Source organism: Thermoplasma sp. (assembly GCF_023256435.1).
Lineage (GTDB): Archaea > Thermoplasmatota > Thermoplasmata > Thermoplasmatales > Thermoplasmataceae > Thermoplasma.
Genome location: NZ_JAGDXM010000019.1, coordinates 43,143 through 59,112, shown reverse-complemented (window position 1 = coordinate 59,112; position 15,970 = coordinate 43,143). Strand labels below are relative to the sequence as shown.

The window sequence follows — 15,970 nt, the reverse complement described above, 5'->3', positions numbered from 1 at the left end:
GAAAGAAAGGTGGTTGATAAAGCATTTTATGAAAAATATAATGAAATAGCATCTACGCATTTTGACCCAAAATCGATAACACATGTATTTGCCATAAATCAGAAAAATTTCTTATTGATGCTTGCTAGTGCGGTCTTAATGAAATTTAACAGCATTCCATCAATAATACTATATAATTATTCTAGTAATTATATCCGTTCAACTATTAACTATGGAATCAAACTAAAGCCAGAAATCACTAAAAATGACACGATAGAAACCAAAATAACATATACTTTAATTTAATTTTTTCTTTTATCTGAACAAGGTTTAATTCTCTACAAACTTCACATTCAGATCCGATATTTTTGGCATCTTTTTTATTCTTGTTTTTTCCTGGAATAAAGATTTTAATTTTTCCTCTTTTATCGGCATTGATATATTCAATTCCTGCCGATGAAACGTCTCTCCTGTCAGGAAAGATCCCATCGGACATTTTGGAAAGCTCTTGCCTGACTATATTCTCCGTTACCGCATCGAAGGCGCCATCTGATATTAATCTTTTCACAACGCTTTTGACCTCAACCGATATTATTCGTCTGTCTCTGACGGTGAGAAAGTTTGAAGAATAGGCCAGTTGTTCCGGTATGCTAAGATCAATTATGTTGAAATTCTTTGATTTAAGATAATCAAGCAGGGTCGATTCACCTACCTTTTCATAATTTCCTGATGAAGCTCTTCCGTATATCGTTGCTTTTGCGCGTGATGCCAGGTACATGGATGTCACAGCTATTCCATCACCAGCTATATTGAAATAGGTATCAAGGTGCATATTCACCATATTATCTCCTTTAGAGAATTCGTATTTCGGATTTTCTACTATAACAACCTCATCGCTTGTGATCATGCCCGAATTCATAGCGGAGAAGGCGCCATTCAGATCAGTTCTCAACCCCACGCCGATCAGACTGAAACTGTCCGCCGGCATGAAATCGCCCCCTTCGAAATGTGAACTCTGTGGAACCTTAAAAATATTTGTTTCCCCCATCGCATTTTTGAAGAAAAATTCGGTGATCTCGGTTTCTTTCTTTCTCTGATCTCGTTTCATATTGCCAATGATCATACCTTTATCAGCAACGGCCTGTTGATCTCTCATGAAATATAGATTTGCAAGTGGAATATTTGAGTAAACGGTCGGATAAACTGCTCTGTTCTCATAATCGGTCTTCAGATCAATGGAGGGTTCAAGGACCATATAATCAAAAAGTGTGGAACTGTCTAGTTTTTCTAAATTTCTTTGAAGATCCTGCATGGCAGATCTTACTTCATCCATCTTTCCATAGAAATGGACGTTCTGAAGTATGTATTCTATAAGCTTTCTCCTGAATTCGGTGGAATTTTCTGCATGTTCTATTATCTCATCTTCCAGTCTCCTAACCCTTACACCCTCCTCTTCCAATATCTCCTCCAGCCGCCGATGTTCCCTAATAGCCTTTCCCACATTGAATGCCCGTTCGAACAAAAAAGGCTTTGGAGCAAGCATGGCATATTCGATTTCTATGGAAGGCCTATGTATCATCACTTCTTTCAATGGATACCATTCAGCCCGAGAACGCATGAATCAGTATACTTACGAGGTATTAGTAATCTAGCACAGTCATATCGTGTTAAGGTTTACATCCGTGATTGAAGGATTGTACACCCTAAACTATTCTGTGATGAGGCATAGAGGTCAGATATTGAAGTTGAGCTTAGTCGTTGGGATTTGGGAGTGATTACAAAACTCAGATCTTAAGCGATGAAATACGCGGAGTTTCTTCAATGTAAATTTCCAATATAAACTCTGCAAGACTTATAAGAGTTGAATTGGCACAGTTGGAACATCAGACTATAGACATCACGATATATGCATGATCAAAAGAACTCATCAATAAGGAAACCATTATGATGTGGAGACGGATTGGATGATGGACAGCATCAACGATGAAAGTATTTTAAAAATAGTGATGGAGAATGGATCAATTTACAGATTGTATGGCAATATGGCTGAGAATATAATCTCAGGAAGTGAAAAGCTGAATATCCCCATATCAGAATATGTTAGAAAATACACAAGATTCAGGCAAGCAGAATATGTGGAAATTTTAAAGAGAAAATCTAAAGGATCGGTTGAGAAACATTCGGATCAGAAATCCATAGAAATATTCTTCAACAGCCATCTATGCCTGGATATCAGACATCATATAAGGATCTCCGGCCCTGAGGCCAGCAGAATCATTGAAGAGGCTTCGAAAAGGAACATGAGCGTAGAAAAATATCTCATGAGCAGGGAGTCTCCTTATATGGGGGTAGAGAAAGTTATTGTAACCTGATCAATGTATCGGTGTCGAGGACACCATCCAGCTCCCTGATCTGATCTACAATCCTGTTAAGATTGTCCGTCGAGTCTGTTCTTATCCGTATCGCAACATCTATCTTACCGCTGAATTCATAAACCTCTCTAAATCTGCTTTTGATCTTCTGAAGTGCATCCTTGTACCTTTTATTATCTATTTTTACGAGTACTAGGGCATCTATAGTATCATCGCTCGTTTCTACCGTGAATCTCTTTATGATCCCGTCGTCCATCATCTTTTTGATACGTTTTCTAACGGTTCCTTCAGACACATTCAAGACTTTAGCTATCTCTGTATTGCTTATTCGCGCGTTATCCATCAGCAGATTGAGAATGTCTCTGTCTTTTTGATCCACGACCATATAATTCCTCTCCAATTAAAAATTTAACTATGCGGTTATAAAGTTAAGCGCATAGATCGAAGATTTTGTTTCTCATATTTTGCAATCTATAAGTTGAAGATACGCAATTCAACCATTGATAGGAATTAAAATGCATAGACGTTCATTAAAAAATATTGATGAAATCAGATATAATGCATCCGGAATGTGTGGCAGGTGATGGAAATTTCTGATTTTCATGGAATATGTGAGTACAGCTAGAGGTCATTTCATAAAGCAGAAAGTCTTTTTAAGCTTGAACGATAGTACACACGAATAATGCGATAAATAAGGCATGGTATCTTTATGGGATCTTTAGTAAAGTTTATATTGAAGAACATATTTATCCGTTTGCTAGGTGATAAGCAATATGATGACGGGACAGGTTCCAATTCTAGTTCTGAAAGAAGGTACCCAGAGAGAACAGGGTAAGAATGCACAGAGAAACAATATTGAAGCAGCAAAGGCCATTGCCGATGCTGTCAGAACAACTCTTGGTCCAAAAGGCATGGACAAGATGCTTGTTGACTCAATCGGAGACATAATAATATCAAATGACGGTGCTACGATATTGAAGGAAATGGATGTAGAACACCCGACAGCCAAGATGATAGTGGAAGTGTCTAAAGCCCAAGATACAGCTGTCGGTGACGGTACGACTACTGCAGTTGTCCTGTCTGGAGAGCTTCTGAAACAGGCTGAAACGCTGCTCGATCAGGGCGTTCATCCAACGGTGATCTCCAACGGATACAGGCTTGCTGTGAATGAGGCAAGAAAAATAATAGATGAGATCGCCGAGAAGTCAACGGATGATGCAACGCTGAGAAAGATCGCCCTCACAGCCCTTTCCGGCAAGAACACAGGATTATCAAATGATTTCCTCGCGGATCTGGTTGTCAAAGCGGTCAATGCTGTTGCTGAGGTAAGGGACGGTAAGACAATAGTTGACACTGCAAACATAAAGGTAGACAAGAAAAATGGTGGAAGTGTCAACGACACTCAGTTCATAAGCGGAATAGTCATCGATAAGGAAAAGGTACACTCCAAGATGCCTGATGTTGTCAAGAATGCGAAGATAGCCCTCATAGACTCGGCCTTGGAGATAAAGAAGACTGAGATTGAGGCAAAGGTACAGATATCAGATCCAAGCAAAATACAGGACTTCCTGAACCAGGAAACAAACACATTCAAACAGATGGTTGAGAAGATAAAGAAGAGCGGCGCAAATGTCGTGCTCTGCCAGAAGGGTATAGACGATGTTGCACAGCACTACCTTGCAAAAGAAGGCATATACGCTGTTCGCAGAGTTAAAAAGAGTGACATGGAGAAGCTGGCTAAGGCCACAGGTGCAAAGATCGTAACAGATCTGGATGACCTGACGCCATCTGTCCTCGGCGAGGCTGAAACCGTTGAGGAGCGCAAGATTGGCGATGACAGAATGACCTTTGTGATGGGCTGCAAGAATCCAAAGGCCGTCAGCATACTCATAAGGGGAGGAACAGATCATGTTGTCTCTGAGGTTGAGAGAGCCCTCAACGATGCCATAAGAGTCGTTGCCATAACCAAGGAGGACGGAAAATTCCTCTGGGGTGGAGGAGCTGTTGAGGCCGAGCTTGCCATGAGGCTGGCCAAGTATGCTAACAGCGTGGGAGGCAGAGAGCAGCTCGCAATAGAGGCTTTCGCCAAGGCACTGGAGATAATACCGAGGACTCTGGCTGAGAACGCTGGAATAGACCCGATAAATACCCTCATAAAGCTGAAGGCTGAGCACGAGAAAGGGCACATATCTATGGGTGTGGATCTTGACAACAACGGCGTTGGCGACATGAAGGCGAAGGGTGTCGTAGATCCGCTCAGGGTCAAAACGCATGCCCTCGAAAGCGCGGTCGAAGTGGCAACGATGATCCTCAGGATCGACGATGTGATTGCAAGCAAGAAATCCACTCCGCCATCTGGTCAAGGTGGCCAGGGCCAGGGAATGCCGGGCGGCGGCATGCCAGAATACTGAGATAGCTGGTCTGGCATTATTTTTATCGCCCTTCATACATTCATTTTTTATTTTATTTTTGAAACTCCTGGTATTGAGAAATTCTGAGGCCATTCCATCGATTAGAAATAACAGATTACCATTGGTAATTATTTAGTAAGAAAACTTTATTTGCAATGCTGAATAGGAGGAAAGATATGCTCTCCAGCAGTATTAAATCCATAGACTTCGTCAAATCGGTGGAGATAGTCCCCTCAAGGGAATCCGGTACAGAAGATCTACTAAAAGCCGCAGATATGCTGGATGGCAGAGTTAATGCACTGACATGCCCTGAAAATCCACGTGGAAGTCCTGGAATAGACCCAATAATGGCATTATACATAATTTCCAGTGAGCGAAATATAATCCCAATTCCGCATATAACTCCTAGAGACAAGAACAGGGTTTACATACTTTCGCAGATAGAAACTGCAGCAAAGGTGGGTATCAGAAATTTTTTCACCATAGGCGGCGATCCCATAAATCCGAAATATGAGTCTAGAGAGGTCAGGGAGATAGATGTCATGGAAATCATGAAGATGGTGAAGAGCAGGGAGAATACCACAGTTGGGGCCGCCCTCAACCCGTACAGAGAAGTGGAGCAGGAGATAGTTGGTGCAAAGCTGAAATCTGGCGCTGATTTCTTCATATCGCAGGCCATATATTCTCCAGAATACCTCCAGAAGGAATGGATAAGAAGGCGAAACTTCAAGCTCCTTGCTGGATTTCTCCCATTGACCAAGAAGAGTCAGGTCAAGTTTTCCCAAAATCTTGGTATAATGATACCGGAGGAGATAAGAGAACGTCTTCTGAACAGTGATGATATCGTATCCACCAGCGTCAGGATAATAACCGAGGTATTTGACGAAGTAAAAGAATATGTAGACGGTATCCATATTATGCCGCTCGGGCATAACGAGGTTGCCGCACAGATACTTGAGACTATCTGAGGTGTTTATATGTTGAAGACACTTGTTTATGGGCTTTATCCAAGAAGCGAGAAATTGAGGCGAAGCTATAATAGATGGGAGAGAGGCATGATCAAGACAGAAGATCTCTCCGAGATCATAAGAGAGGAAAAGTATGCGTTCTACGAAATGATGGAGAGATCCGGGATAGAGATATATACGGATCCGCTGTTTAACTGGTACGACATACTCAGACCGATTGTCCTATCTATGGAGAATGTGAAGCTCGGTCCGCTCACCAGATATCTTGAAACTAATACGTTCTACAGAATGCCTGAGTTTTATGGGATTCCGCGTATTTTCAAGGATCTGACAAAGTTCGAACAGCTCGAAGAAAATCCACCGCTGCCTGCATATCAGCTTGACAGAAAATCGTTGCTGTTTCTACCTTCTCCATATTCATTAGTTAGGATGTCAAGATTGGAGGCCGATCTTAGAGAGGATGTTTTACTTAGATCGCTGGTGGATGAATACATAAAGATAGTAAAGGCTTTTAGTGGGAGAAAGCTTGTGCTTTTCGATGTCTTTGATTATGGAAAGCACAACATATCCTATCTTGATCCGCTTCTCCAGTCAACTGGTGTTATATTAATTGCCAGAGGAATCCCGAAGGAACAGAACCTGAAGGGCTTGAAACACAAATTTGAAGCGTTGGTGGCTGATGGCGTCGACAGGGATCTGCTCAATTATTCAGACAGCCTAGGCATAAAGGCTGTAAGCGCCCATAAAACAAAGATAGAAGGCGCTTCAATTGAGAAAAAGATGGATGATTCCGTGGATCTCATCACGCATGATGATTATATGGACTTTCTGCCCAGAGAGATAGCAGATATAAAGGTAGAGGTGCTTGGAAAGATGGGTGATACGGCATGAAGGAACTGATAACTCAGGAGATTGGAAGTTTTCGTAAACCAGAATATCTCGCCAGAGATTTTCACAAGATTGAGGGTACTCCAAGATTCAAAGAGCTTGCTGAAAAAGCCACAAGGGAAACGCTTGAGGTATTCGAAAGATCTGGCCTTGACAATGTCGGAATAGGAGGCGAGATGTTTCGCTGGGAAATGTATGAGCATCCGGCAGAACGCATCAAGGGAATAATATTCTATGGTATGGTTCGTTCCTTCGATAATCGTTACTACAGGAAAGGATCTGCCATAGACAGACTCGAAAGGAGAGAACCATTCCATGTGGATGAGGTCAATTTCGTGGCGAGATCGACCGATAGACCTCTAAAGGTTCCAATAACAGGCCCATACACCATGATGGAGTGGTCATTCAACGATTACTATGAGAGCAGAGAAGATCTTGCTATGGAGTTTGCAAGAATAATAAACGAAGAACTGAAGGACATACAGCGTACATGGGATAAGGTTTCGGGTGGACGTAAACTTGAGATCCAGATAGACGAGCCAGCGACGACCACGCATCCTGATGAGATGGATATAGTTGTTGAGTCCATCAACAGGTCGGTGGAGGGTATAGATGGCGAAATAAGCATGCATGTATGTTACAGCAGGGACTATAGATTGCTATACGATAGGATACCAGATCTCAAAATTGATGGATACAATCTGGAATATTCAAACAGAGACCTTCTGGAGCGTGGATTAAGCGATGAGAAGAGGCCAGGATTCAACGATCTGAAATATTTCACCGAGATCAATGAAAGCCTTCAGAGGAGGAAATTCATAGGCATAGGAGTAACGGACGTACACATAGATTACGTTGAGCCGGTGGAACTGATAGAAGACAGAATCAACTATGCATTGAAGATAATCAAGGATCCGGAGATCGTGAGAATCAATCCAGACTGCGGCCTAAGAACCAGGAGCAGGGAGATAGGAGAACAGAAACTTAGGAATATGGTAGCCGCAAGGAACAACGTACTGAAAAATCTGTAGATGGATAAATTTTTTAAAACAACATTTTTCATATTTTCGCGGATTCCTGAGTTAGATCAACACGCATCAAACAATTCTTTGAAAATACGATAATAATATTAACTATATTTGTAATATGAGGTTTAATGCAGTTGTCTATAAAACTTATGGTACTGACGATGATCGCGGTTCTTCTGTTCTCGTCATATGCATATTATCTGAACGGTACTGACAATGCATATGTGAGATCCAATGATATGAATGTCAGCGATTATAATATCACTTCCGTTAATTATAATAAGGCTGATAATATAATTATAGTCAATTACAGCGGTTTATCTTTTAGTATATTCAGATCAATGGATTTGAAATTTCATAAAATGGGTAATTATCTTATAGTCTCAGGATTATCCAATTCGGAATTTTCTGAACTTGCAGGCATATTGAAGAGTTTTGATATTGGTTACATCAGCATGCCTCAGAATTTAACCGCCACCCCATATATAGATGCAGTGCCCATGCAGCAGTCAAACGCCCTGGTCTACTATCCAAATCAGATATATCAGGCATACAGCTATATTCCAGCGTTTTCTAGCGGCTTAACTGGGAAGGGAGAGACGATCGGAATAGTCGATGCGTTCGGGGATCCAAACCTGAACTACGACATATTCGCCTTCGACCACATGACCGGGCTTCCACCCGTTAATCTGAGCGTCATATACCTGAATTTCACGGGATTTAATGTCGATGAGCATTGGGTTGAGGAAACAAGCCTGGATGTTGAATGGGCGCATGTTTCAGCCCCAGATGCCAGGATTGTACTGGTAATAGCGAATAACGATACCGTATCGTCATTGACGTCTGCGCTCAATTATATGATAAACAACGTCAAGCCTAATGTTATCTCTCTCAGTTGGGGTATAGCTGAGAGTCAGGTTCCTAAATCCGATATAATTGCGATGGATTCTATATATCAAGAGGCGAGCCAACAGGGCATAACGATAGTGGCCGCTTCTGGCGATAATGGCGCATATGACGGTACAAGCAACCTCACAGTGAACTTCCCAGCATCATCGCCATATGTTCTCTCTGTTGGAGGAGTATCACTCTTTGCGTTCAATGGAAAATTCTCAGAATCTGCCTGGGGCGGCATGTCAAGTGGCAAAAGTTACGGAAGCGGCGGAGGATATAGTTCTGTTTTCATGAGGCCAGTCTGGCAGGATCCGCCAAACTACAGTTCGCCTTATAGAGGGGTACCGGATGTATCTATGATAGCAAATCCAAATACGGGTGTACTGATGATATCAGATGCCAGGGCATATGATGCTGGGGGTACAAGTCTTGCCGCCCCTCTGTGGGCGGGGATAGTGGCTCTAATGGATCAGGCTAGCAATAGATCGCTTGGGCTGGTCAATCCTCTCCTGTATCAGATATCAAACACAAAGCTCTACACAAATGCTTTCACACAAGTGACATCCGGCTCAAATGGCTATTATAGCGCCGGACCAGGCTGGAATCCTGTGACTGGTCTCGGAACGCCAATAGTCTCGAATCTACTCAACGACAGCCTCGCAACGATGGAACCGTATGGTTCAATGTACCTCTTCAATGCATCGGTTTCATCGGTGTCTGCTGAATTCTCCGTCTCAGATGGCAATTCAACGTATCCATACGTAGGTTTTTATTATAATGCCTCTAATTATATATTCGCGGGCGTGATGAATGATACGAACAGATCATACATTGCCCTAATGACTGCTGAAAATGGAATTTCATACGAGGCAAATGCAGCCCCCATAAAGACGGGCAGTGTCTTCGTCGGTTTATATGCTAATTCATTCAATAATATTACCATACAATATGGAAATAGGAATTTCACATACCATATGTTTTTCGCGAACCTAGGAATAATGAGACCGGTCACAGGCGTGGAGATGGTTGGTGCTATGGATAATCTCAGTGCACCAAGGATATTCATTGATCATCTCATGATAGATGGAAGAGGTTATGGAAATTTCAGTGCCGTGCAGCTACGTTATTCAGGAATCGGATCATCCTATGATTCCCTTTCTATCGCCATAGAAAAGAATGGAAGTCTTATGGCTGAAAGATCCTATTCCTATGTACATAATGTAATAGAAGGATCGATCCATAGACCATTCATTGAGTACAGGCTTGCTATGGCGCTTCCGGCCAAACTGTATCTGTCCCTCAACAATAGCGCTCAGACCCAATTCTATCTTGATGGAAAAGAAGTCAGCATGCCATTCACAACCTACGGCGCTATGAACCTCGAATTCAACACAACATATGATGGAACAAATATAACTGCAAATATCTCTATTCCGGGAATGAGCGGTCTAACGCTGATCTTCAAACCTGTATACGGATATTCGCCAGCCACAGTCCTCATAAAATATGATCATTTCTATTCAGCTGCCGTTAAAAACAATTCACAGATTCCAGTTGTGCAGGGAAATTTAACCTTTATACTGTCATCCAACAGCTTCTATAGCCTAACTGAGACAAGAGACATAGTTAAAAACACAACGATCAATGAGACTATGTATCCGATAAATGCAGACGTGATCCTTGACATATATCCGGCTCCACAGAACGTCGCACTTTCTAATTATCCTTTGAGAATGATCGATGGGCATTATACTGGAAGTTTTCATCCCGGAACATACGAACTCAATGTATCAAAACCTGGATTCAATAATTACTCTGCGAACGTATCATTGTCGCCCGGAGAAGAATACCTCGATCAGATAGATCTTGTTCCAACGATCCCGATGATCAGGATATCTGGAAATGTAAGCGACGGTTTATTTAAGTTTCCCATACCCGGCGTGCTCGTAAAGACGAATTCAACCTTTGCATATACAAACCGCAGCGGTGGTTATACAGTCTTCTCTGACACCAGGACTGGCAACGTAACCTATAGCTATCCGATCTACAGCACCGCCGTCATGAATTATAGCGGTGATCCATCTGAAACGTTGTATCTGAACGTTGATCTTTATCCGTTGAATGTATCTGCATTATCTTTATTCACGCCTAAGATATTGAACGTTTTTCCATTTCTTTTCTATGTCACATATATATCCTGGAACACGTACACCGGACCGGACTTCGGCACATACGAGATATTGATATCTACCAGCAGGTCCATGGCAAATCCTGAAAAGCTATTAATCTCGCAGCAGACGCAGAACAGCTTATTCATACTTGGTACAACCCCTGGACACAGCTACTATATTCAGGAGGTGCTCATGCTCAACAACGGACAGTTTTTCCAGAGCCAGGTCACGGTGATGTCATATTCCAATCCTGTGTACCTTGGTCTCAATCTTGTCATAGTGGCGGCCATCCTCATCTATGTGTATTTCGCGATCTCAATATTCATGAGGAGAAGGAGGTAATGTTCCAAGTACTGCAGTATAATGGCAAAATGGGGGCATGAAAAGGTTGGTTTCGCAGAAACTCATTGATCTGTTTAGAAAATATTACGCGGAGAACACTATAGATCCTCCAGAGTTGATAAGCAAGCGTGAAGTCGGATATATGACATTCACCGGTGAGGTGATAAGACACCTCAGGGTGAACAACAAATTCGAACTGAACCTTTTGCTGAGAGAAGCAGACCCCATGCACGTTTATAGCTCGGCGGCCTATTATAAGAAACCTGACGAGAGGAAGATGCCAGAGAAGGAATGGGAAGGTGCAGATCTGATCTTCGATCTGGATTCGGATCATCTTCCGGGAGCCGAGAAGCTTTCCCAGACGCAGATGCTGGAAAGGATAAGGGATCAGACGGATAGGCTGGTATCAGAATTTTTAATAGATAACTTTGGCTTTCCCAGATCCTCAATAAGAGTTTATTTCTCCGGCAACAGGGGCTATCATGTGCATGTCTCAAGCGATAAGGTTTACAGACTCACGTCAGATGCCAGGCGCGAGATAACCGATTACATAACTGGGAACAGTCTGGACGAATCGGCCATGAGAAAGTCCATGGAGCTACTCAGGATAGTCGAGGGTGGATGGCCATCAGTGATAGCCAGCAAGATCAGAGAGATGAATGCAAGCAGTTCAATAACAGATGCGATCCTGAAGAGGGCCATTAAGAAGGCCAGAGAGGATCATGCCGTACTCATCGATTCACCGGTCACCTACGATATACACAGGATAATAAGAATGCCCAATACCTTGCACGGTAAGAGTGGTCTCATAGTAAAGGAGATACCGCTAGAACATATCAGCGACTTTGAACCATTGGATGAATGCATACCGGAACAATTTATGGATGGAGAATATGACATAGTTCTGCCTGAAAAAATAAGGCCAGTGGAGATTGGCGGAATTGAATCTCCAAAAATCCCTGGCAGACACAGGGTAAGGACGTTTATGGCTGTGTACCTCGTCGCGTCCGGACGGGCTATTTTCCCATGATATCGTTATAAAATATGGATCAAATGCTCAATGGTCATGAGACATAATCCATATTTTGCCACCTTCGGATGATACCATATAAATCCCTTAACAGTTGAGTCATCGCATCTTTGAATCAATATTTCGATGATCAATCTATATCCCGTTATTTCAGGGTTTATAATCTCACTTCAAATAGCGTTTGGAGCCATATTCATGAAGCTTTCTCGATCATATATTGGAATGATCATTGAAATATATTGAATAGTAATGAATATATGCCAAATATCACACTGATCCATTATAGCAGATGGATAGCATAGTTCAATTTATGAAGCTATCTATAGCGCTTAATTTGCCGTAAGTCTATGTATCGCCGCGCTGAAACTTTCAAACTTCAATTAGTCATTTGAACCTTAATACTCCATATAGATCATATATACTATAATCCTATACAAAGATGAATCTGCATATCTTCAATATTATGATATATCGCATACACGGACAATGATTTCTGGCAACAAAGTTATATTATGGATCAAATACCCTACTATGGCAAATTTCGGAATGGCTCAGGAAGAGGAATTGGTTCTTTCATTTGTGCGAAAATTTGCAGAGGATGAACTTAAGCCGCTTGCAAGGGAAATTGATGAGAAGATGCAGGTTCCTCAGAAAATAATAGACAGGATGAAGGAGCTTGGCCTTTTTGCAACCTACATCCCCAAGGAATATGGCGGTTATGGAATGAGTTTTCCATTCCTTGTGAGGGCTATAGAGGAGATATCCAAGGCATGCCCCAGTACCGCGCTAGTCCTAGATGGGGCTCTCACCCTCTTTGCAGAGCCGCTAATAATGTTCGGATCGGAGGATCTGAAGAAGAGATATTTGCCGAAAGTAGCGGCTGGATCCGTTGGCGGTCTAGCTATAACTGAGCCTGGAGCAGGTAGTGATGCGGCCGGTATATCCAGTACCGCTGTCAGAAAGGGCGATAAATATATTGTAAATGGCGATAAAATATTCATATCAAACGGAAGGATTTCAGATTTCTTCGTTTTTGATGCGGTTACTGATCCAGGAAAGAGGCATAAGGGCATAACTGCGTTTGTTGCCGATCGAGATACTCCTGGATTGAAGATAAGCAGAGATATACACAAGATGGGCATAAGGGGTTCCAGCACGGTTGAACTTGTATTCGAAGATATGGAGATACCCGCAGAAAACGTCGTTGGAAATGTGAACGAGGGATTCAAGGTCATCATGGAAACTCTTGATGCTGGCAGAATTGGTATAGCTGCACAGGCACTTGGAATAGCAGAGAACGCTCTGGCTGAAGCGATAGATTATGTAAAGCAGAGAAAGCAGTTTGGTACGGAGATAGCGAATTTTGAGGGGATACAGTTCATGATAGCAGACCTTGCCACGGAGATAGAAGCCGCACGATACCTCACATACGTTGCCGCAGAGAAATGGCAGAACAAGGAAAACACCATAGAGATATCTGCAATGGCTAAAATGAAGGCAAGCGATGTGGCCATGCGCGTAACGACGGATGCTCTCCAGATGTTCGGTGGCTATGGATATACCACAGACCTCGATGCTGAAAGACATATGCGGGATGCAAAGATAACACAGATATACGAAGGGACGAATCAGATTCAAAGGATAGTGATAGCAAAGGAGATCCTTAAAAAAACGCGTTATTACTGATGCCAAGGATCCTAGTGAGCATCATGGCGTTGACGGGAGCGCTTCCATGTGGGTGATTGTTAAAATAGACGAAAATGTCATCATATTTTACTGATTCTATTTTGGAAGCTATCTCCCTTATCTCTTCGTCCGTGTATCTATAATCGAATGGGTTTTCAGCTTTCCAGCCACCGGTCGTCCTACCATGGAGCCTGACATAGGCCCAGCTAAGGTTGCTCTCTATCCTTTGGAGTCTCTTCTCGGTGCTGTCAACGTCAACAATAACCGCCCCTAGACCCTCGATCATTTTTCTGAAATCGCTATTTTCATAGAGCGTTCTGTTCCTCACTTCCACAGCTGCATTTTTTATACCAGCGCACTTGATCAGATATTCCAGTCGATCTGCGTCATTTACGTCAAATCTTGGAGGCATCTGAAAGAGCACCGGTCCGAGTAAATTGTCTTTGGAAAGCTCCTCAAGAACGATCTCTTTGAATGTCCCGAAGATATTGCAAGCCGTGCCAAGGTCGCTGAATATGGAATCGTGCGTCACATCTCCTGGTACTTTCACAGAGAATGTGAAGGGTTTTCCGGCCATCACCTTTCTCCAGCGTTTTACTGTAGATCTCTCCGGAATCCTGTAGAATGTGGAATCTATTTCTACAGTATTGAATACCATTGAATAAAATGAAAGCTTATCGGATACGCGGTCCGGATAGAAGACACCATCCCATTCATCGTATGACCATCCAGAACAACCCACATGTATCCTCATACAACAGTACAGTTATTTAAGAATAAATAAATTACCAGACATGGAGAGAGTTGTTCTTCGCTACAAGAATTCAATCATTTCCGGTCTCGTTATAAATGAGCTAAACGATCTAGTGACAATAAAATCATCGAATGGATACAATCTCACGTTTGACAGGTCCGAGATTGAATTTCTTGAGAGAAAAAATGTTGAGTATCAGAATCAAAGAAAGATGGAGGAGATAGAGAAGGGATCAGGCAGCAAGAAAATATCAGTTCTTGCCACTGGGGGTACCATAGCAAGCAGGGTGGATTACGAGACAGGTGCGGTGAGCCCGGTCTCAGATCCAGAATTGATATTCGGAGGTTCTGACATTCTCTCCAAGTTCACAATCTCTGTGAAACCCATAATGAATCAGTTCAGTGAGAATCTTAGGCCTTCTGACTGGATAACCATTGGCGAACGTGTTGCAGAGGAATCCAGAAAAGCCGATGGTATAGTTGTGGCGCATGGAACCGACACCATGAGTTACACGGCATCGGCGCTCGCATTCATGTTTGAGGAAAGTCGAACTCCGATAATATTCGTTGGTTCCCAGAGAAGCTCAGATAGACCAAGCTCTGACTCAAGGGAAAATATAGAAGCAGCTATAAATTTTGCATCAACCGATTTCGGAGAGGTGGGAATATCTATGCACAGATCCACTTCCGATGGCATGGTCTCCCTGATAAGGTCTGTGAGATCAAGGAAGATGCACACATCGAGGAGAGACGCTTTTGAGAGCATAGGAACGCCACCGGTTGGTTTGTACGATGGATCTATAAGATTTCTTGGGGACTACCGGCACGTGTCAGATAATATCAAATTCAGATCAACGATGGATGACAAGGTGGCGTTGATATATTTCCATCCAGCGCTATCTGCAGATGACCTAGAGAATATGATCGAGGGGAAGCATGCTGCAGTGATAATGGGCACAGGCCTGGGTCATATTGCAAGGGATCTCATACCGGTTCTGAAAAGGTTTGTATCGAATGGATCATATATAATCATGACATCCCAATGCATATATGGATCAACGAATTTGAATGTATACTCAACAGGAAGGGAATTACTATCCGCCGGCGTGATCGAGGCGGGAGACATGGTACCAGAGGTTGCCTATGTAAAAACGATGTATCTTCTTGGCCAGTATCCTCATGAGGACTTCGTGGATCTGTTCAGGAAGAACATGAGAGGCGAGATCCTTGAGAGGGACCAGCCATTTGAATCACTAAAGCTGGTGGGGTGAGCATATGGAGATCAAGATAGGTCTTGAGGTTCATTTTCAATTGAACACGGGGAAACTTTTCTGCAGATGCCCTGTTGAATCATCAAAGTCGGATCTATTCAGATTCAGCAGGAGATTGCATATATCGGCTAGCGAACTTGGAAACATAGACGCAGCGGCATCGTATGAGAGTATGCG

14 protein-coding genes are annotated in these 15,970 nt (G+C 42.7%); 11 read left to right on the top strand and 3 right to left on the bottom strand.

Annotated features, from left to right (window positions below):
- Nucleotides 1-285: hypothetical protein (locus tag Q0C15_RS02540; RefSeq protein WP_297215720.1), on the top strand; the 285-nt coding region annotated here is incomplete at its 5' end.
- Here Q0C15_RS02540 and Q0C15_RS02535 read toward each other — a convergent pair.
- On the bottom strand, nucleotides 239-1,558 hold the full coding sequence (locus Q0C15_RS02535; RefSeq protein WP_297215717.1) for an arginine deiminase family protein: 1,320 nt from the start codon (nucleotides 1,556-1,558) through the stop codon (nucleotides 239-241). The two genes, Q0C15_RS02540 and Q0C15_RS02535, sit on opposite strands and share 47 nt — an antisense overlap.
- A gap of 370 nt (nucleotides 1,559-1,928) precedes the next feature.
- Here Q0C15_RS02535 and Q0C15_RS02530 point away from each other — a divergent pair, with 370 nt between their 5' ends.
- Nucleotides 1,929-2,351 carry a hypothetical protein gene (locus Q0C15_RS02530; RefSeq protein WP_297215714.1) on the top strand — a complete coding sequence of 141 codons (423 nt, stop codon included), beginning with the start codon at nucleotides 1,929-1,931 and terminating at the stop codon, nucleotides 2,349-2,351.
- Here the strand turns inward: Q0C15_RS02530 and Q0C15_RS02525 are convergent.
- On the bottom strand, nucleotides 2,338-2,736 hold the full coding sequence (locus tag Q0C15_RS02525) for an Lrp/AsnC family transcriptional regulator (RefSeq protein WP_110641773.1): 399 nt from the start codon (nucleotides 2,734-2,736) through the stop codon (nucleotides 2,338-2,340). The two genes, Q0C15_RS02530 and Q0C15_RS02525, sit on opposite strands and share 14 nt — an antisense overlap.
- Before the next feature lie 388 nt (nucleotides 2,737-3,124).
- Here Q0C15_RS02525 and thsB point away from each other — a divergent pair, with 388 nt between their 5' ends.
- The 7 genes from thsB to Q0C15_RS02490 all read left to right on the top strand — a co-directional run bounded on the left by thsB (nucleotide 3,125) and on the right by Q0C15_RS02490 (nucleotide 13,769).
- Nucleotides 3,125-4,762, top strand: a complete 1,638-nt coding sequence (gene thsB / locus Q0C15_RS02520) for a thermosome subunit beta (protein ID WP_110641769.1) — start codon at nucleotides 3,125-3,127, stop codon at nucleotides 4,760-4,762.
- Nucleotides 4,763-4,938: 176 nt separating this feature from the next.
- Entirely contained in the window at nucleotides 4,939-5,730 is a 792-nt protein-coding gene (locus Q0C15_RS02515; RefSeq protein WP_297215708.1) for a methylenetetrahydrofolate reductase, read from the top strand.
- A 9-nt stretch (nucleotides 5,731-5,739) separates the two neighbouring features.
- On the top strand, nucleotides 5,740-6,621 hold the full coding sequence (locus Q0C15_RS02510) for a hypothetical protein (RefSeq protein ID WP_297215706.1): 882 nt from the start codon (nucleotides 5,740-5,742) through the stop codon (nucleotides 6,619-6,621).
- The gene (locus tag Q0C15_RS02505) at nucleotides 6,618-7,649 is read left to right on the top strand and encodes a methionine synthase (RefSeq protein WP_297215703.1); all 1,032 of its coding nucleotides are present in this window, start codon (nucleotides 6,618-6,620) and stop codon (nucleotides 7,647-7,649) included. The genes Q0C15_RS02510 and Q0C15_RS02505 overlap by 4 nt, the downstream gene beginning before the upstream one ends.
- Before the next feature lie 131 nt (nucleotides 7,650-7,780).
- Complete coding sequence (locus tag Q0C15_RS02500) at nucleotides 7,781-11,053, top strand: S8 family serine peptidase (RefSeq protein WP_297215700.1); 3,273 nt, start codon at nucleotides 7,781-7,783, stop codon at nucleotides 11,051-11,053.
- A gap of 37 nt (nucleotides 11,054-11,090) precedes the next feature.
- Nucleotides 11,091-12,083 carry a DNA primase small subunit PriS gene (gene priS / locus Q0C15_RS02495; protein WP_297215697.1) on the top strand — a complete coding sequence of 331 codons (993 nt, stop codon included), beginning with the start codon at nucleotides 11,091-11,093 and terminating at the stop codon, nucleotides 12,081-12,083.
- A 531-nt stretch (nucleotides 12,084-12,614) separates the two neighbouring features.
- Nucleotides 12,615-13,769 carry an acyl-CoA dehydrogenase gene (locus tag Q0C15_RS02490; protein ID WP_110641758.1) on the top strand — a complete coding sequence of 385 codons (1,155 nt, stop codon included), beginning with the start codon at nucleotides 12,615-12,617 and terminating at the stop codon, nucleotides 13,767-13,769.
- On the opposite strand, the gene Q0C15_RS02485 is transcribed toward Q0C15_RS02490, so the two are convergent.
- Nucleotides 13,747-14,523, bottom strand: coding sequence for a DUF72 domain-containing protein (locus Q0C15_RS02485; protein ID WP_297215692.1), 777 nt, complete (start codon nucleotides 14,521-14,523; stop codon nucleotides 13,747-13,749). The two genes, Q0C15_RS02490 and Q0C15_RS02485, sit on opposite strands and share 23 nt — an antisense overlap.
- 40 nt (nucleotides 14,524-14,563) lie before the next feature.
- Here Q0C15_RS02485 and gatD point away from each other — a divergent pair, with 40 nt between their 5' ends.
- Together gatD and Q0C15_RS02475 are read left to right on the top strand one after the other, a co-directional pair.
- Complete coding sequence (gene gatD / locus Q0C15_RS02480) at nucleotides 14,564-15,793, top strand: Glu-tRNA(Gln) amidotransferase subunit GatD (protein ID WP_297215689.1); 1,230 nt, start codon at nucleotides 14,564-14,566, stop codon at nucleotides 15,791-15,793.
- Between the two features lie 4 nt (nucleotides 15,794-15,797).
- Nucleotides 15,798-15,970: hypothetical protein (locus Q0C15_RS02475; RefSeq protein ID WP_297215723.1), on the top strand; the 173-nt coding region annotated here is incomplete at its 3' end.

Excerpts from the sequence above, each read along its gene's own strand:
- Q0C15_RS02535 (WP_297215717.1), bottom strand. The coding sequence starts at position 1,558 with ATGATACATAGGCCTTCCATAGAAATCGAATATGCCATGCTTGCTCCA.
- Q0C15_RS02525 (WP_110641773.1), bottom strand. The coding sequence starts at position 2,736 with ATGGTCGTGGATCAAAAAGACAGAGACATTCTCAATCTGCTGATGGAT.
- thsB (WP_110641769.1), top strand. The coding sequence starts at position 3,125 with ATGATGACGGGACAGGTTCCAATTCTAGTTCTGAAAGAAGGTACCCAG.
- Q0C15_RS02515 (WP_297215708.1), top strand. The coding sequence starts at position 4,939 with ATGCTCTCCAGCAGTATTAAATCCATAGACTTCGTCAAATCGGTGGAG.
- Q0C15_RS02510 (WP_297215706.1), top strand. The coding sequence starts at position 5,740 with ATGTTGAAGACACTTGTTTATGGGCTTTATCCAAGAAGCGAGAAATTG.
- Q0C15_RS02505 (WP_297215703.1), top strand. The coding sequence starts at position 6,618 with ATGAAGGAACTGATAACTCAGGAGATTGGAAGTTTTCGTAAACCAGAA.
- priS (WP_297215697.1), top strand. The coding sequence starts at position 11,091 with ATGAAAAGGTTGGTTTCGCAGAAACTCATTGATCTGTTTAGAAAATAT.
- Q0C15_RS02490 (WP_110641758.1), top strand. The coding sequence starts at position 12,615 with ATGGCAAATTTCGGAATGGCTCAGGAAGAGGAATTGGTTCTTTCATTT.
- Q0C15_RS02485 (WP_297215692.1), bottom strand. The coding sequence starts at position 14,523 with ATGAGGATACATGTGGGTTGTTCTGGATGGTCATACGATGAATGGGAT.
- gatD (WP_297215689.1), top strand. The coding sequence starts at position 14,564 with ATGGAGAGAGTTGTTCTTCGCTACAAGAATTCAATCATTTCCGGTCTC.